We start from the raw sequence: 16,328 nt of genomic DNA on the forward strand, positions 1-16,328 counted from the left end.
TCAATGGCGAATCCGATCACCGAGACCGCGCCCGCCGCGGCTCAGAGCCGTCGAGCCACAGGCTGGCAGGCGGCGCTCCTCCTCGCGGGCAGCTGCATGCCCGTCATGGGCTCCGTGCTCATCACCCCGATCCTGCCCCAGCTCTCCGAGCACTTCGGCGCGCAACCCGGCGCCGATGTGCTCGTCCCCATGATCGTCGCGATCCCGGCGCTCATGATCGCGATCTTCGCTCCGTTCGCCGGGCAGATCGTCGACCGGCTCGGTCGGCGCACGCTGCTCGTCGTCGCGATGGTCGCCTACGCGCTCGCCGGCACCGCGCCCGCGCTGCTCGACGACCTCCAGGCGATCCTCGCGAGCCGCGTGCTCGTCGGCGTGTGCGAGGCGGCCATCATGACCGCCTGCACCACGCTCATCGTCGACTACTTCCACGACCCCGAGAGGCGCAACAGGTACCTGGGCCTCCAGACGGTCGCGACCACCCTGGGCGCCACGGTGTTCATCGCGATCGGCGGCGCGCTCGGCGTCGGCGGCTGGCACACGCCGTTCTGGGTGTACTCGATCGCGATCGTCCTCGCGGTGCTCATGGCGGTCTCGCTGTGGGAGCCCAGCCGCACCGACTCGACGGACACCCACGTGGCCGCCGGGGAGAAGGTCCGCGTGCCGTGGTCGCGCATCGCCTTCCCGCTCGCAGTGACGCTGTTCGGCGGCTTCTCCTTCTACGTCCTCATCATCGAGGCCAGCTACCTGGTGGTCGGCACCGGCGTCGCCCCGGAGGACACGGGGAAGATCGGCATGGTCTCCGCGATCGCGTCGCTCGCCACCGCGGTGGGCGCGTTCACCTTCGCCCGGGTCGCACGGCTCCAGCCCAAGCGGCTGCTGCCCGTGGCCTTCGGGCTGCAGGCGGCGGGCATGCTGGTGATCTGGGCCGCCGGGACCTCGTTCGCGGGGGTGGGGGTCGGCGCCGTGATCGCGTCCGCGGGCTCTGGCCTGCTGCTGCCGACGCTCGTGACGTGGACCATCGCGCCGCTGCGCTTCGAGGAGCGCGGCCGCTCGACCGGCTGGTGGAACTCGGCGTTCTTCCTCGGCCAGTTCCTCACCCCGCTGCTCATGACGGGGCTCAGCAACGCGACCGGCGCGCTCACCGTGGCCGTCGGCGCCGTGGGCGTCATCGCGGCGGTCATGGCCGTGGGCCTGGGCATCGCACTGCGACGCCAGGAACCGGCCGTCTCCGCGATCGCCTGACAGGGCCCGGCCCGCATACCGGACGCCTCCGCGGGAGGCACGGCATGCGGGCCGGCCGCCCACCCCGACCGAGGAGGGATCCATGACAACCACGCAGGACGATGCGCGACCCCAGCCCGCGCCCGCCGTCGCCGGCGTCCGCACGCTCGTGGTCGATGCGCGCCGCGAGGTCGCGGAGGACACGGTCGAGCTCACGCTGCGCCGGCCGGACGGCGCGCGGCTGCCCGACTGGGCGCCCGGCGCGCACCTGGACCTGGTGCTCCCCGACGGCCGTTCGCGTCAGTACTCGCTGTGCGGGGACCGCTGGGACGCGCACACGTACCGCATCGCGGTGCGTCGCGAGGCGCAGGGCCGCGGCGGCTCGGTCTACCTCCACGACGAGGCGCAGATCGGGGACCGCCTCGAGTTCGCGGGCCCGCGCAACAACTTCCGCATGACGCCCGCGCCGCGCGTGCTGCTGATCGCGGGCGGCATCGGCATCACCCCGATGCTGCCCATGCTTCATCAGGCGATCGCCCTCGAACTCGACTGGCGCCTCGCGTACCTGGGTCGCAGCCGCGCCTCGCTGCCTTACCTGGACGAGCTCGAGGCGCTCGGCGACCGCGTGACGGTCCACGCCAAGGACGTCGACGGGCGCGCGGACCTGGACTCCTTCCGCCCGGACGATCCAGCGGTGCAGGTCTACGCGTGCGGCCCGGAACGGATGCTCGACGCCGTGGAGGCCTGGGCGCCCGCGCTGGGCCATGCGCCCCGCATGGAGCGCTTCGCCGCCCGCGCGGACGACCGCCCTCGCACGCCCTTCGAGGTGGTGGCGGCCCGTTCAGGTGTCGCCACTCCCGTCGGCGCCGACGAGACGATCGTCGCAGCGCTGCGCCGCGTGGGCGTCGACGTCATCACCTCGTGCGCCCAGGGGGTGTGCGGGACCTGCGAGACGAACGTGCTCGAGGGCACCCCGGACCATCGCGACTCCGTGCTCGATGAGCGTTCCCGCGACGAGGGCGCATGCCTGCTGCCGTGCGTGAGCCGCTGCCTCGACCGCCGCCTCGTCCTCGATCTCTGACCGCCTGAAGGAACGCCATGACCCCGACCACCGCCACCGCCGTCCCGACGTCGGACGTCGACCCGTTCTCGCCCGAGTTCCTCGAGGACCCGTGGCCGTTCGTCACCGCGCTGCGCGAGACCGCGCCCGTGGTGCACCTCCCCCGCCACGACGTGTACGCGATCGGACGCTACGAGGACGTGCACTGCGCGCTCACGGACTGGCAGTCGCTGCAGTCCTCCGCCGGCGTGGGCCTCGCGAACTTCCACCATGAGAAGCCCTGGCGCCCGCCCAGCGTGCTCCTCGAGGCCGATCCCCCGCGCCACGACGCGCCCCGGTACGTGCTCCAGGAGATCCTCTCCCCGCGACGCCTGCGGGCGCTCGAGGAGCGGTGGCGTGCCGATGCCCGCGTGCTCGTCGACGCCGTGCTGGAGCGCGGCACCACCTTCGACGCGGTGACCGAGCTCGCCGAGGCCTTCCCCCTGCGCGTGTTCCCGGACGCCGTCGGGCTGGGACCGGACGGGCGCGAGAACCTGCTCCCCTACGGCGACTTCGCCTTCAACGCGTTCGGGCCGCAGGAGGGCCTGGTCGCGAAGGCGCAGGCAGGCATCGGCCCCACCATCGCGTGGATCGGCGAGCAGTGCCGTCGCGAGAACCTCGCCCCCGAGGGCTTCGGGGCGGAGATCTGGGCGTCCGCGGATCGCGGCGACATCACGCCCGAGCAGGCCCCGCTCATGGTGCGCTCGCTGCTGACGGCGGGCGTGGACACCACCGTGACGGGGATCGCCGCGGTGGTGCACGCGGTGTCCACCACGCCGGGCGCGTGGGAGCGGCTGCGCGCGCAGCCCGCGCTGCTGCCTCGCGCCTTCGAGGAGGCGGTGCGGCTGCAGTCCCCGGTCCAGACCTTCTTTCGCACCACGCGCGTGCCCACCACCATCGCGAGGATCACGCTCGAGCCCGATCGCAAGGTGCTGATGTTCCTGGGAGCCGCGAACCGCGACCCGCGGCGGTGGGACCGCCCGGACGCGTTCGACCTCGATCGCGACCCGTCCGGCCACGTGGGCTTCGGGATGGGCATCCACCAGTGCGTCGGCCAGCACGTGGCGCGGCTCGAGGCGACAGCGGTCCTCGGCGCGCTCCTCGAGCGCGTCGCGGAGATCGCGCCGGCGGGACGGGTCCGCCACCACCCGAACAACACGCTTCGAGGGTTCGAGAGCGTCCCGGTCACGGTGACGCTCGACCGGGCATGAAGCCCGGCGCACCGCCCTCTCCCCTCAGGGCCCCTCGTGGGACGGTGCGCCGGACGCTCTAGAGCCGCGCGTCCCAGTAGCCCATGAACGGGTCGACCGGGCTCACGCCCCGGAACTCCGACTCGCCCGTGAGCTTCGCGGCGACCGCGGAGATCGTGGCGTCGTTCGACGCGTACGCGTTGATGTACGTCTTGACGCGCGGGACATCCTGCAGGTGGAACGGGTTGGCGACCGACACCACGATGGTGGGGACCTCGTGCGTGAAGCGCGGCAGGTTCGCCGCGGTCCAGAAGGTCCAGTCGAGACGCGCGGTCGGGTGGTTCGACGTCGGCGGCACGTCCGCGACGTAGATCACCAGGTCGTAGCTGTCGCGGAGGTCGTCGCCGACGATCGCGCCGTCACGGCCCACGTTGCGGAACATCGTCGCCTCGCGCGGCGGATCGTCGTGGACCGTCGCCTCGAAGCCGCGCTCCCCGAGCGCCGCCGCGAGCTTGTCGGCCGCCGCGGTCGACGGCATCGCACCGCCGCGCAGCGAGTACAGCAGCACGCGCGGCGTGCGCTCCGGGGACAGCGGGAGGAGGCCTTCCTCCCGGTCCTTCACCAGGGTGACGGCCGCATCGGCCTGCTGGGCGGCCCAGCCCTCGTGCATGCCGCGGTTCACGCCCTCGAGGCCCGGGGTGAGCTGCTCGCGCGTTGCCGTGTGGAGGCCGAGCGCCGCCTTGAGCGCGAGGACGCGCGTCACCGCGTCGTCGAGGCGCTCCGAGGTGACGATGCCCGCCTCGACGCCCGCAAGCATGTGGGCGTAGTCGGCGGCGTAGTCGTCCGCGAAGAGGAACATGTCGCAGCCGGCGGCGATCGACCGCGGGACCGCCTGGGCGCGCGGCATCGACATCTGCATGCCCGCCATGAGCGTCGCGTCGGTGACCACCAGGCCGTTGAAGCCGAGCTTCCCGCGCAGCAGGTCGGTGGTGATCTCGGGCGCGAGCGAGGCCGGCAGGATGTCCTCGTCGGCGATGCCGGGGCGCAGCGCGCGCGAGTAGGACGGCAGCGCGATGTGCGCGGCCATGACGGTGAACGCACCCGCGTCGATGACGGCCTGGTAGACCTCGCCGAAGGTCGCGTCCCACTCCTCGGTGGACATCGTGTTGACCGTGGTGATGAGGTGCTGGTCGCGGTCGTCCACGCCGTCCCCCGGCCAGTGCTTGACCGACGCGGCGACGCCGTTGTCCTGCAGACCATGCACGAACTCGACACCCATGTCGCGCACGGTGGCGGTGTCCGAGCCGAAGCCGCGGTTGAGGACGATGGGGTTGTGCGGGTTGGTCTGGATGTCGACGATGGGCGAGAACGCCCAGTTGACGCCCATCGCGCGGCCCTGGACCGCGCACACCGCGCCCATGCGGTAGGCCGACTGCGCGTCCCCGGTGGCGGCGGCCTGGAGCGGCGAGCCCATCGACGTCTGGTCGAAGGCCGCGCCCGAGGCGCCCGCCTCGAGGTTCGCCGCGATCAGCGCGGGCACCGTGCACCTGGACTGGATGTAGCGGTTGAGCTCGATGATCTCGTGCGAGAGGGACGGGCGTCGCATGTAGCCGCCCGGCTCCGCGACCGCGAGCTCGGCATCGATCTGCTCGGTGGTGCCGGGCATGCCGAGCAGGCAGAACAGCTGGCCCACCTTCTGCTCGGTGCTGAGGCCCGCGAGGGTGTCGTGCACCCAGGCCTGGGCGTCGGCGTCGAGGCTGAACGGCGCGGCGTCGAGGCGGACGGCGGTGTCGACGGACGCGCGTGCGGCGGCGAAGCCGATGCCGTGCGCGGCGAGGTCGGCGACCGCATGGAGCCCGGGGATCACCGCATCGGCCTGCGTGAGGACGGCGGGGACGCCGATGCCGACCGCGGTCATGCCGGCGGCCTTCGCTGCCTGCACGCCGGCGATCGCGTCCTCGAAGACGATGCAGGTCGAGGGGTCGACGCCGAGCGCACGAGCGCCCTCGAGGAACACCCGCGGGTGCGGCTTCGCCTCGGTGACCACGGAGCCGTCCACGATCGCGTCGAACAGGTGGGTGATGCCCAGGCGCTCGAGGATCAGCGGCGCGTTGCGGCTGGCCGAGCCGAGCGCCGTGCGGATCCCCCGGGCGCGGAGGTCCTCGAGGGTCTCGAGCGCGCCGGGAAGCATGTCGGCCGGGGTGATCGAGGCGATCGCGTCGACATAGCGCGCGTTCTTCTCCTCGGCGAGGTGCAGCGCGGTCGCGTCGTCGACCTCGACGCCGCCGATGCCGAGCACGATGCGCAGCGCGTCCATGCGCCCCACGCCCTTGAGCAGCTCCTCGTCCTCGTCGGCGAGGGTGAAGCCGAGCTGATCGGCGGTCTGACGCCACGCGGCGAAGTGGTGGACTGCGGTGTCGACGATGACGCCGTCCAGGTCGAACAGCGCGGCGGAAGCCGTGGTCATGGTGGGTGTCCTGCTTTCGGTGGGAGAGGGGTGGGAGGCGCCTCACGCGGGGACCGCGGGCGCGCTCATGCCGATGCGGGCCCAGGGCCCGCATCGGCGAGGGTCAGGAGGCCGAGGGGCCGATGTTCCAGAGGTACGGGTACGCGTTGCCCACCTGGAGGGTCACATCGGTGCCAGGCGCCGTGTAGAACACCTGGAGGTTGCGGTACCACGGGGCGAACCAGGCCTCGTTGACCACGTACTTGTTGAGCGCCGCCGCGGCGGCGATGTCGCCCGTCGCGATCTTCTCGCCGAGCTCGTCGATCCACTCGTCGGAGCGGTGCGTGACGTTCCACGGGGAGTCCGCGGCGATTTCGAGCGCGTAGGTTTCCCACGCGCTCGCCGGCTGCTCGATCTGCATCGAGGCGACCGCGTACTGCCCGCTGAGGAGCGAACCGACGTAGGACTGCGTGGACTCCTCCACGAACTCGACCGTGATGCCGACGTCGCCGAGCTGCTCTGCCAGCAGGTCGAAGGTGGCCCCGGGCACGAACGACACGGTGGGGATGGTGAGGGTGAAGCCGTCGGGGTACCCGGCGTCCGCGAGCAGCGAGCGCGCCTTGGTGGGGCTGTAGATGTACGTCGTGTCGAGCTCCTCGGCGTATCCCGCGGTGTCCGGGCCGAACACCTGCGCGGTGGTCTCGCCGCGGCCCCCGAGCAGCGTCTCGAGCATCTGGTCGCGGTCGATCGCGTAGTTGATCGCCTGGCGGACCTGCGTCGAGGCCAGCTCGGGCGCGATCGCGCCGTTCCGGTCGAACAGGAGCAGCCCGGTCCAGTCGAGGGTGAACTCGTGGCTCGCGTACCCCGCGGCCTCGATCTGGTCGAAGCCGGAATACCCGGTGTAGAGCGCGGCATCGAGCTCGGACCTGAGCAGCGCGCTCTGCATCGCGTCGGGCTCCTCGTAGACGCTCATGATGATCTCGTCGTAGTGCTGGCTCGCGGGGTCCCAGTACTCGGGGTTGGCCGTGAACACGTAGGAGGCGTCGTCGATCGAGCGCGCCTCGTCGAGGATGTACGGCCCGGTGCCCACGGGGGCCGGGTCGTCGAACGAGGCCGGCGACTCCATGTAGCCGGCGGACTTCGACAGGTGCGTGAGCAGCGCCTGGTCGGGCTCGGCGAGCGTGATCTGCACGCGGCGCGCGTCGAGCGCGACCACCTCCGTGACGCCCGCGAGCCACGACGCGTTCTCGGCCGAGCCGTCGCGGAAGCGGAGAAGGTTCTGCACGGCCGCGTCCGCGTTGAACGCCGTGCCGTCCGTGAAGGTCACGCCCTCACGCAGCTCGAGCTCGAGGATCGTGCCCGTGACGTCCCAGGCCCACGTGGTAGCGAGGCCCTCGACGGGCGCCCCCTCCTCGTCGGAACGCACCAGAGTGTCGTACACCGCCTGGCCGTACGGGGACTGCGTCGCGAAGCGCATGTTGGCGGCGACGAAGCCGTTCTCGCCCGGGGCGTCGACCATGCCGAGGCGCAGCAGCGGGGCATGCGCGGCGCTCGTGGTGGTCACCGAAGGGTCCGCGGAGGGAGAGGGGTCGGCGGTGCCTCCCGCGCTCGAGCACGCCGCGAGGGCGAGCACGCCCGCGGTGGTCGCTGCGATGACGCTGGTCCTTCGAAACATCGTCGTTCCCCATTCCTTGTGCGGAGGCCGGCCGTCCGCGGCTTCGGCTGCGCACGGAACCTACCACGGAACCTGAACGTGCGGTTAGTTTTCACGGCTCGACACGCCACTCGGGTGCTACGGTGTGCGCCATGACCGCACGCAGCGCCGCGCGGGGCAGCTACGCCAAGACCGCTGCCCGCCGCCAGGAGATCCTCGAAGCGGCCTTCGCCGTGTTCGCCGCGAACGGCTACGAGAACGGCTCGCTGCGCGATATCGCGGACAAGGTCGGCATCAGCCAAGGCGGCGTGCTCTTCCACTTCGGCTCGAAGATCGACCTTCTCGAAGCCGTGCTCGACCTGCGGGACACGCGCAGCCGCGAGCTGTTCGAGGCGCGCGTCGGCACACTCCCCGCCGGACTCACGCACCTGCGAGCCTTCGTCGACCTGGTGCGCGACAACGTGGAAGAACCAGGCATGATCCAGCTCTACACGCTGCTCTCCGCCGAGGGCACAGACGCGGGCCACCCGGCCCACAACTACTTCAGCACGCGCTACTCGTGGCTGGTCGAGCAGGCCCACGCGTCCTTCCTCGCCCTGCGGGACGAGGGCCTGCTGAGGCCGGGCGTCGAGCCGGGCCATGCCGCGCGCTCGATCGTCGCACTGGTGGACGGTCTGCAGCTCCAGTGGCTCTACCGGCCTCAGGACGTGGACCTGGTGGGCGACCTGCGCGCCGCGATCCAGCAGCTGATCTCGGTCCCGCTCTAGGACCCCTGCGCCCGGCCGGACGCCTCCGCCGTGCCACAATGGAGTCAAATCTGACCATGCGCTCAGTACTGGCGCCGCATGAAGGGAATCACCGTGTCGAAGGTGACGCAGCTCTGGCTCGACGGTCGCGGAGGACCCCGCTTCCTCGCCTCTCCCACCCCCACCCTGACCTGGGCGTCGGCGTCCGAGACGGACTGCTGGCTCCAGGCCGCCGCCGAGATCGAGCTGTCGCTCGCCGGAGCCGTCACCACGCACCTGGTCGACGGCCGCGACTCGGCGGCCGTCGCATGGCCGTTCGCGCCGCTCACGCCGTACGCCGCGGGCGCGGTGCGGGTGCGAGTGCGGGCGGAGGGCGAGGACTGGTCCGAGTGGAGCGAGCCCATCGAGGCGCTCACCGGGCCCCTCACCGCCGACGACCTCACCGCGTCCTTCGTGACCGCATCGGCCCCCGTTGTCGACGGCGAGGACCTGGGCGCGGACCGTCCCGCGCTGCGCGTCGCCGGGGTGGTCCCCGTCCGCGCGGGGCTGGCGCGCGCCGTGCTGACGTCGACCGCGCTCGGCATCTACGAGCCCGTGGTCAACGGCGCCGTCGCGACCGATGAGGTGCTCGCGCCCGGCTGGACCGTGTACCAGGACCGCCTGCTGTACCAGACCGTCGAGGTCACCGACCTGCTCCGCGAGGGCGAGAACGTGGTGGGCGCCGAGGTCGCCGAGGGCTGGCACCGCGAGCGGTTCGGCTTCGACGGGCACTTCGCGGTCGCGTACGAGGGCGAGACCTCGCTGCTCATGCAGCTGCGCCTCGAGTACGCGGACGGCAGCGTCGAGGCGCACGCCTCCGACGCGGGCTGGTTCGCGACGCGCACGGGCCCGACCGTCTCGGCATCGATCTACCAGGGCGAGCGTCGCGACGAGCGCCTGGACGATGCAGGACTCGCGATCGCTGTCGATGGCGCCCCCGCCTTCGCCGACGCCGCGCCCGCGCGCATCGTCCCCCACCCCGCCGCCGCGCTCGCGCCCGCCGCTGCGCCGCCGGTGCGCCGCATCGAGACCGTCGCTCCCGTCGAGACGAGCGTGCTCGAGGACGGCACCGTCCGCCTCGACCTGGGCCAGAACCTGGTCGGTTGGCTCCGCATCCGGGCGACGGCCCCGGCCGGCACCGTGATCACGCTCCGCCATGCCGAGGTGCTCGAGAACGGCGACCTGGGAACGCGTCCGCTGCGCCACGCCGCGGCGACCGACACCCTGGTGGTCGGCAGCTCCGGGACGCTCGACTTCGCCCCCCGCTTCACGTTCCACGGCTTCCGCTACGCCGAGGTCTCCGGGCTGCCGTCCGCGGACGCCCTGGACCTCGCCGAGGCGGTCGTGATCCACACCGACATGACCCGCACGGGCTGGTGGGAGTGCAGCGATCCGCTGCTCACCCAGCTCCACCGCAACGTCGTGTGGGGCATCCGCGGCAACTTCGTGTCGCTGCCCACGGACTGCCCGCAGCGCGACGAGCGCCTCGGGTGGACCGGCGACATCCAGGTCTTCACCCCCACCGCCGCGTACCTCTACGACTGCGGCGCGATGCTCGGCTCGTGGCTCGAGGACCTCGCGGCGGAGCAGCGTCGCTACCACGGCGTGGTGCCGATGATCGTGCCCAACCCCACCCCCGCGACGCCCGTGCTGCCCGCGGCCGCCTGGGGCGACGCCGCGACGCTGGTGCCCGACGCGCTCTACACCGCGCTCGGCGATGGCGAGGTGCTGCGCCGCCAGTACGCATCGATGACGGCCTGGGCCGAGGTGGTGCTCGACCGCGCGAACGACCAGGGCCTGTGGGCCGGCGGCTTCCAGTTCGGCGACTGGCTGGACCCGAGCGCTCCGCCGCACAACCCGTCCGCCGCGAAGGCCGACCCCGACATCGTCGCGACCGCGTACCTGTTCCGCACCCTCACGGCGTGCGAGCGCGCCGCCACCGTGCTCGGTCTCGACGAGGACCAGGCCCGGTGGGCAGCGCTCGCGGCGCGCACGCGCGCCGGCTTCCTCGCGACCTATGTGACGCCCACCGGCCGCATCCTGTCCGACGCGCACACCGTCTACGCCGCCGCGATCCAGTTCGGGCTGCTCGACGGCGACGAGCGCCGCCAGGCCGCGGGCGATCGCCTTGCCGAGCTCGTGGTGAGCCACGGCTTCCGCATCCGCACCGGGTTCGTCGGCACGCCGCTCCTGTGCGATGCGCTCTCCTCGACCGGCCACAGGGACGTCGCGCACCGCCTCATCGCCGAGACCGGCCTGCCCTCGTGGCTCTACCCCGTCACCATGGGCGCGACCACCATCTGGGAGCGCTGGGACTCGATGCTGCCCGACGGCTCGATCAACCCCGGCGAGATGACGTCCTTCAACCACTACGCGCTGGGCGCGGTGGCCGACTGGCTGCACCGCGACGTCGCCGGGCTGTCCCCGGTCGAGCCGGGCTACCGGGTGGCGCGGATCGCGCCCCGACCGGGCGGATCGCTCACGTCGGCAAGCACGTCGCACCAGAGCGCCTATGGCCGCTTCGCCGTCGCGTGGACGCTCGAGGACGGTGTCCTCACGGTCACCGCGGAGGTCCCCGCGAACGCCACCGCCGTGGTGTCCCTGCCCGGCCGCGACGAGTTCGAGGTCGGCTCCGGCGTGTTCACCTGGACCGTCCAGACCGCCGGTGAGGCACGCGCGCCGCGGCGCATCACCATGGATACCCGCATCGCCGACCTCGCCTGGGACCCGAGCATCGCGGGCCGCATCATGGGCGTCTGGGGCCGCACGAGCTACTTCATCGGCTTCGGCTGGAACGACACGGGCCGCTGGCGCGAGGACACGACGCTGCGCACGGGCCTGCCGATGATGACTCCTCCGCAGCTCCAGGTGCTGGGAGCGGAGCTCGACGCCATCAACGTGCAGCACGGCTTCGAGCCGTGCGGCGAGGAGCACTGGGTCCTGTAGGCGGCTGTCAACGTGGTATTCACGCGGAGATCCACCGACATCCGCGTGTGCACCACGACTGCCAGCGGATGCACACCTTGAGCGCAGGTCCACGACCGCGGCCTGCAGCCGAACGAGCCGGCCCGACGTCGCGCCCAAGGCAGCGAGCGAGGCCTCGATGCCGACGACGGCCCCATTTGTGCCATAGGTGATCTGGGCGACACAGGAGGCAAGCTCCGCATCCCTTGCCGCAGCCTCGCCCCCACGCCGCTGCATCTCCGGGGTCGTGGCAGTCTGCTCCTCGACCGCCGACGCGATCGATGCCTGGAAGGCATTGACGCGGCCGACGATCTGGCCAATCGCCTCAATGGCGCCGCCCGTATCGCGCTGGGTCGCGGCGACCCGGCGTGCGACCTCTCCAACTGCCCGAGCCACCTTCGGTGCCAGGTCCTTGACCTCTGAGGCCACCACGGCGAAGCCTCTGTCGCGTCGCCTGCCCGCGCCGCCTCGATCGGCGCGTTCAACGCGAGCAGATTCGTCTGCGCCGCGATCGACGAAGTCACCTTCATGACGTCGCCGAACTCCTGCGACGAGACCGCGACCTGCGCCACCCTGGTGTTGGTAGCTTCGGCCACTACCGTCGCACTGAAAGCCACGCGCACGGTCTCGTTCGCACGGTGGGCTATCTCGCGGATCGAGGACGCCATCTGGTCCGCACCAGATACCACCGACTGAACAGACCGGTTGACATCGTCCTCCGCAACGGTGACCGCACCCGTGGTGTCCACGTCACTGCGGAGCGCGTCCGCCGCGAACCCGGACCCACGGATCATCGTGCCCGTGATCGCGGCGATGGGGTCTGCACCGTAGTTGATTGACGTCAACCAACGCTGGGGCAGTCCCCCCATCCACGCATCGCACCTGTGCTTTCCGGTGGCCGCACACCGGGGGCTGTTGGAGTGCCGAGGCGACTGCTTGGTCAGGGCGCACTTGGGTCCCTGCGGATGGCCTACCCTCCGTACCGCCGGAACGGACGGCTCAAACGAGGAGATGAGGGACAGTCGTGAACGACGATGTCATGTGGTTGGCGAACCGGGCGCTCGACGAGTGGGGCGACAGATGCGCCGACGCGGTCAAGCGTGCGCAAGCAGACGTGAACGATGACGGCGGGACGTGGGACTACCTCGGCATTGAAGTCGACCACTGGTTCCGCTACCGAAGCATCGGGACTGACCCTCCGCTCAAGCACTGCATCGGTGGTCCAGCGGGGATCTCCGCCGATGTGGATGCGGCGCTGCGGCTGGAGTGGTTCGTCTTCGACGAGTACCACCGCACCGACGGCCCCGCGATCATCGAGTGGAACGCCGACGGTGAGGTGGTACTCGAGGAATGGTGGATTCGCGGGGAACGAGTCTCCACCGCCAGTCACGAGACCACCAGCGACGAAAGCGAGTACGCAGGCGAGCACAAGGGCCCGACAGCATCGTGATGCTCGCGGATCGCCTCACCACGGCCGGGCATACCGCTCCCTCACGTCATCCAACTGTTCCATCGCACCGTTCGGCGCAGTAGCTGTGCATCGCCCCGCGCCTCCCTTTGACACACGGGTCCCACGTCCGGCGCTGCGCGATCTCCGCCAGTAGCCTGCATAGAACGGGCCTTCGGACGGGGCCCGAGTCGAGTTTCCCCGGCCCTACGCACCGGGGAAGCGTGAGGGACCAAAGTGCTCAGCGCTACGTGCGGACCCACTGTGATCGCCGTACGCGATCGGGGCGTAGGACCGACCGCGTGTGACGCACACTGGAGAGCACCCATGCCGTTCCCGTCCAACTTCGGCTCCAGCGCCGACGACTCCTACGACTTTGCACGCCACACCGGGATCCCCGAAGCGACCACTGGCTGGCACACCAACAACCCCGATCGGCGCAAGACGCCCGCCAGGTACGAGGCGCACGTCACGGCTGTAGTGCCCACGGCAAGCCCGTCGACGTCGGCCCTGGCAACCACCTCACGCTTCCCCCTCACCCCGGTCCACCGATGGGTGGCTGCTCGCTTCGGCTCGGCAGTTGACTTCCACGCGTGGATGATCCCGACCGCGAACCCGGATCTGCAAGCGTTCCATCTTGCGCTGCACTGTTCCTCGGGCGCTGAGCGCGATCTGCGCGCCTCAGGCGACCACCGCGTCGCCCGTCTCGTCAACGCCGCTCTCGAAGACCTCGATGTCCTGGCCATCATGGTGTCGCGCGCCGTCACGCAGCACCCCGATCATGGGATCACCGACCAGCTCGTCGACCGCATCGGCACCATCGAGAGCGTCACAGCGGAGTCGATCCTCACGGAGGTGTCGGCCCGAGTCGACGAGGGCTCGCCAGACCGCGAGTGGGTCGCCAAGGTGTGCGCCGGGGCGATAGTGCCGAGGTTCGAGCGTGTGAGGCGTCTCGCCGACATGACCGAACGCATCGAGGTCGGCGACCTGCTGCCAGCGCTCGCTCCCGACCGTGCGAACCTGGAGGCGGCGCTCGCGGAAGCCGCTGCCACCGCCGTCGCCCGAGAGCTGATGAGGGCCGGCGAGTGGGACACCGCAATGCCTGGAGCGACTGAACAGATGGCCTATGCCACGCACATGGCCGCCTCAGAAGTGGTGAGACACACCCGGTCCGATATCAGCTTTCAAGGTCTCGCACGCGCGTTCCACTTCGCCGAACTCAACGTGTGCGGCCGCTGCTACTGGTGCATCCTCAACGAACAGCCCGCAGGCCCGCTGACGCCGGAGACCGAGGCGCGCGTCCTTGATGAGATCTACGCCCGTAACCTCGACGATCACGGCTCGCCCGAGGAGATCACCTACTCCAACGGGCGATTCGACACCGGCGGCCGCGCATACTGCACCACGCTCGCCTTCAAGTCCCTCGACCAGATTTGCCAAGAACCTGAGAGTGGATTCGCAACCCGCGGTGCGCGCATCACAAGCGCAATCGCGTCAGCGGTGGCAGCCGGCCGTCTCACCTACAACGATCTCATTCACGCCGAACCGCTGTTCGAAGACCTCGAGCACGACGCCCTGCTCGCACACCGCAACGCTCAGAAGTCCCGCCACGTCCGTGGCGGATGACCCCACGGCGCGACCACACGAGGCAATCCGCCGCCGCTACAGGAGGGGCTACCCAAGTACTGGTGGCGGCAACCAACGCTGGGGCAGTCCCGCGCGCACGCATCATGCCGCCGGCAAGGTGTTCGACCCACGCGACGATCCGCCCTGTGTCCGTCTCGAGGACCGCAGTGCGACCGCCACGGTCAGCGGCGTGGAAGGTGAACTGGGGATCTCTCATCTACCCATCGTCCCGTCGGACGCCGAGTGTCGGTGTCAGACCCCGCCTTTACCGTGGCTCTGACCAGGCGATATGGAGGCGGACATGCGTGTCGCACTGCTCGGGGATACCCACGGCAACGAACTGTGGCTGTATGAGGCTACGAACGTCTTCGCGGGCGCGGGTCTCACGACGATCATCCAGGTCGGCGATCTCGGGGTGATGATCGGCGCGGCTGGCCGCGACATGTGGGACCGCGTCGACGAGCGCCTCGCTCGCAACGGCCAGACGATGCTCGTCGCTCCCGGCAATCATGAGAACTACGACGTGATCGATGAGCTCGAGGCGAACGCCGACGGCTGGCTGGTGCTCCGGGAGCGCATCCTGCTTGCGCCGCGCGGCCACCGCACCGTGATGGGCGGCAGGTCGTTCGTGTGGCTGGGTGGTGCCGCCTCAGTTGATCGGCGTTGGAGGCGTAAGGCTGCGCCTGTGCGCGGCAAGACGTGGTGGGAGCAGGAGGTACTCACGGACGCCGACGTTGCAGCGGTCGTTGCCGACGGCCACGCGGACATCATGGTCGCTCACGATGCGCCCCACGGTGTCCCGACGATCGAAGAGAACATGCGTCGCACCCGTGCCGCCTTCGCGCCGGAGGATCTCATGTACGCCCACTATTCGCGGTCGGCGTTCACGACGGCATTCGAGGCGGTGAAGCCCGACGTGTTGCTTCATGGGCACTTTCATTTCCCCGTCGACGAGCCCGTGGATTTCGACGGCTTCGAGACCAGAGTGTTCGGACTGTCCAAGGACGGAGATCCCTACTCCTTGGGTGTGCTGGATCTGTCCTCCGAGCCGCTGCGGCCCGACTTCCTGTGATGCCTGCCGCACCGGTCGATACGATAACGCCGTGATATTCACCGTGGAGGCCAGGCCGCTGCCGGGAGGTCAGTGGCTGCTGAGCGTGCTCGAGGTGCCGTCGGTGACGCTCGTGGTCGACGATATCGAGGCGTCTGCGCAGCGGGTGCGCGCCGAGATCGGCGGAACGCTGGTTCTCGATGTCGATGATGATGAGATGCGGTTTCTCGCGAATGCCGACGCACCCGACGAAGCCCCCACTATGACGCCGCTGTCACCGTTCGGACAGAGGTGGCGCAGCTCCGAGGATGAGAACGACCAGCCCCACCGCATCACCGGGCGCCGCATGCTTGAGATCACCGACGATCCACCCATGAGGCCCACTGCAGTACCGGACATTCCCCAAGTCGCATAGCCCCGAAGCCCGCCTCGAGCGGGCCGCGAAGCATGCGGGCAATCGCCCGCGGGGTCTAAATCGCGCGCCGCTCGACGGATCATCAGGCGCCTGGGCCCATCAATGCGTCCGATATGCGCGGCCCGAGAGGTCTGAAGCGGCCCACGCCTCACCAAACTGCCCGTTTGTGGCGCGTCGGAAGAGAACCGAGTGCATGAACACCCGAATACCGAGTGCACGCCGCGCGTGGGCCAGGCGGGGCTCGAACCCGCGACCGATGGATTATGAGTCCACTGCTCTAACCGGCTGAGCTACTGGCCCGAGGCCTCGGGGAGGCCGCCCGACAGTCTAGCGACGCGCCGGGCCGGCACCCGCGCTCCCTGCATGCCGGGAATGACTCGGCCGCCGATCGACTTGCACCTGGGGTGACCGCGACCGCGGTCGACGACGA

11 protein-coding genes, 1 tRNA gene and 1 pseudogene are annotated in these 16,328 nt (G+C 70.5%); 9 read left to right on the plus strand and 4 right to left on the minus strand.

Going from position 1 to position 16,328, the window contains the following annotated elements; all coding sequences use genetic code 11:
• Nucleotides 1–3: 3 nt before the first annotated feature.
• From AOM00_RS03475 to AOM00_RS03485, 3 genes are all read left to right on the plus strand, one after another.
• On the plus strand, nt 4–1,242 hold the full coding sequence (locus AOM00_RS03475) for an MFS transporter (protein ID WP_062315997.1): 1,239 nt from the start codon (nt 4–6) through the stop codon (nt 1,240–1,242).
• An 82-nt stretch (nt 1,243–1,324) separates the two neighbouring features.
• Entirely contained in the window at nt 1,325–2,302 is a 978-nt protein-coding gene (locus tag AOM00_RS03480; protein ID WP_062315996.1) for a PDR/VanB family oxidoreductase, read from the plus strand.
• Nucleotides 2,303–2,319: 17 nt separating this feature from the next.
• Nucleotides 2,320–3,531: a cytochrome P450 gene (locus AOM00_RS03485; RefSeq protein ID WP_062315994.1), complete on the plus strand. Its 1,212-nt coding sequence runs from the start codon at nt 2,320–2,322 to the stop codon at nt 3,529–3,531.
• Nucleotides 3,532–3,589: 58 nt separating this feature from the next.
• Here the strand turns inward: AOM00_RS03485 and pgmB are convergent, their stop codons facing one another.
• On the minus strand, nt 3,590–5,977 hold the full coding sequence (gene pgmB, locus AOM00_RS03490; protein WP_082099348.1) for a beta-phosphoglucomutase: 2,388 nt from the start codon (nt 5,975–5,977) through the stop codon (nt 3,590–3,592).
• A 103-nt stretch (nt 5,978–6,080) separates the two neighbouring features.
• Entirely contained in the window at nt 6,081–7,631 is a 1,551-nt protein-coding gene (locus AOM00_RS03495) for an ABC transporter substrate-binding protein (RefSeq protein WP_062516454.1), read from the minus strand.
• Nucleotides 7,632–7,762: 131 nt separating this feature from the next.
• Between AOM00_RS03495 and AOM00_RS03500 the strand changes: the two genes are divergently transcribed.
• Both AOM00_RS03500 and AOM00_RS03505 read left to right on the plus strand, forming a co-directional pair.
• Nucleotides 7,763–8,377 (plus strand): TetR/AcrR family transcriptional regulator, encoded by a 615-nt coding sequence (locus AOM00_RS03500; RefSeq protein WP_062315991.1) that lies wholly within the window; start codon nt 7,763–7,765, stop codon nt 8,375–8,377.
• A 78-nt stretch (nt 8,378–8,455) separates the two neighbouring features.
• Nucleotides 8,456–11,341: an alpha-L-rhamnosidase gene (locus tag AOM00_RS03505; protein ID WP_082096514.1), complete on the plus strand. Its 2,886-nt coding sequence runs from the start codon at nt 8,456–8,458 to the stop codon at nt 11,339–11,341.
• Between the two features lie 476 nt (nt 11,342–11,817).
• On the opposite strand, the pseudogene AOM00_RS15915 reads toward AOM00_RS03505, so the two are convergent.
• A pseudogene (locus AOM00_RS15915) lies at nt 11,818–12,228 on the minus strand (methyl-accepting chemotaxis protein); the annotation flags it as partial.
• Nucleotides 12,229–12,383: 155 nt separating this feature from the next.
• On the opposite strand from AOM00_RS15915, the gene AOM00_RS03510 reads away from it, so the two are divergent.
• The 4 genes from AOM00_RS03510 (at nt 12,384) to AOM00_RS03525 (ending at nt 15,898) form a co-directional block, all read left to right on the plus strand.
• The gene (locus tag AOM00_RS03510) at nt 12,384–12,809 is read left to right on the plus strand and encodes a hypothetical protein (protein WP_062315990.1); all 426 of its coding nucleotides are present in this window, start codon (nt 12,384–12,386) and stop codon (nt 12,807–12,809) included.
• Nucleotides 12,810–13,133: 324 nt separating this feature from the next.
• Nucleotides 13,134–14,432 (plus strand): hypothetical protein, encoded by a 1,299-nt coding sequence (locus tag AOM00_RS03515; protein WP_062315989.1) that lies wholly within the window; start codon nt 13,134–13,136, stop codon nt 14,430–14,432.
• 301 nt (nt 14,433–14,733) lie between these two features.
• On the plus strand, nt 14,734–15,504 hold the full coding sequence (locus AOM00_RS03520) for a metallophosphoesterase family protein (protein WP_062315987.1): 771 nt from the start codon (nt 14,734–14,736) through the stop codon (nt 15,502–15,504).
• A gap of 31 nt (nt 15,505–15,535) precedes the next feature.
• Complete coding sequence (locus AOM00_RS03525; protein ID WP_062516455.1) at nt 15,536–15,898, plus strand: hypothetical protein; 363 nt, start codon at nt 15,536–15,538, stop codon at nt 15,896–15,898.
• A gap of 226 nt (nt 15,899–16,124) precedes the next feature.
• Here AOM00_RS03525 and AOM00_RS03530 read toward each other — a convergent pair.
• A tRNA-Ile gene (locus AOM00_RS03530) sits at nt 16,125–16,198 on the minus strand.
• Nucleotides 16,199–16,328: the final 130 nt, after the last annotated feature.

The organism is Demequina gelatinilytica (assembly GCF_000971115.1).
GTDB lineage: Bacteria > Actinomycetota > Actinomycetes > Actinomycetales > Demequinaceae > Demequina > Demequina gelatinilytica.

What these genes read in the sequence shown, in the direction of transcription:
- AOM00_RS03485 (WP_062315994.1), top strand. Translation starts at nt 2,320, where the DNA reads ATGACCCCGACCACCGCCACCGCCGTCCCGACGTCGGACGTCGACCCG.
- AOM00_RS03480 (WP_062315996.1), top strand. Translation starts at nt 1,325, where the DNA reads ATGACAACCACGCAGGACGATGCGCGACCCCAGCCCGCGCCCGCCGTC.
- AOM00_RS03500 (WP_062315991.1), top strand. Translation starts at nt 7,763, where the DNA reads ATGACCGCACGCAGCGCCGCGCGGGGCAGCTACGCCAAGACCGCTGCC.
- AOM00_RS03475 (WP_062315997.1), top strand. Translation starts at nt 4, where the DNA reads ATGGCGAATCCGATCACCGAGACCGCGCCCGCCGCGGCTCAGAGCCGT.
- AOM00_RS03495 (WP_062516454.1), bottom strand. Translation starts at nt 7,631, where the DNA reads ATGTTTCGAAGGACCAGCGTCATCGCAGCGACCACCGCGGGCGTGCTC.
- AOM00_RS03515 (WP_062315989.1), top strand. Translation starts at nt 13,134, where the DNA reads ATGCCGTTCCCGTCCAACTTCGGCTCCAGCGCCGACGACTCCTACGAC.
- pgmB (WP_082099348.1), bottom strand. Translation starts at nt 5,977, where the DNA reads ATGACCACGGCTTCCGCCGCGCTGTTCGACCTGGACGGCGTCATCGTC.
- AOM00_RS03505 (WP_082096514.1), top strand. Translation starts at nt 8,456, where the DNA reads ATGAAGGGAATCACCGTGTCGAAGGTGACGCAGCTCTGGCTCGACGGT.
- AOM00_RS03520 (WP_062315987.1), top strand. Translation starts at nt 14,734, where the DNA reads ATGCGTGTCGCACTGCTCGGGGATACCCACGGCAACGAACTGTGGCTG.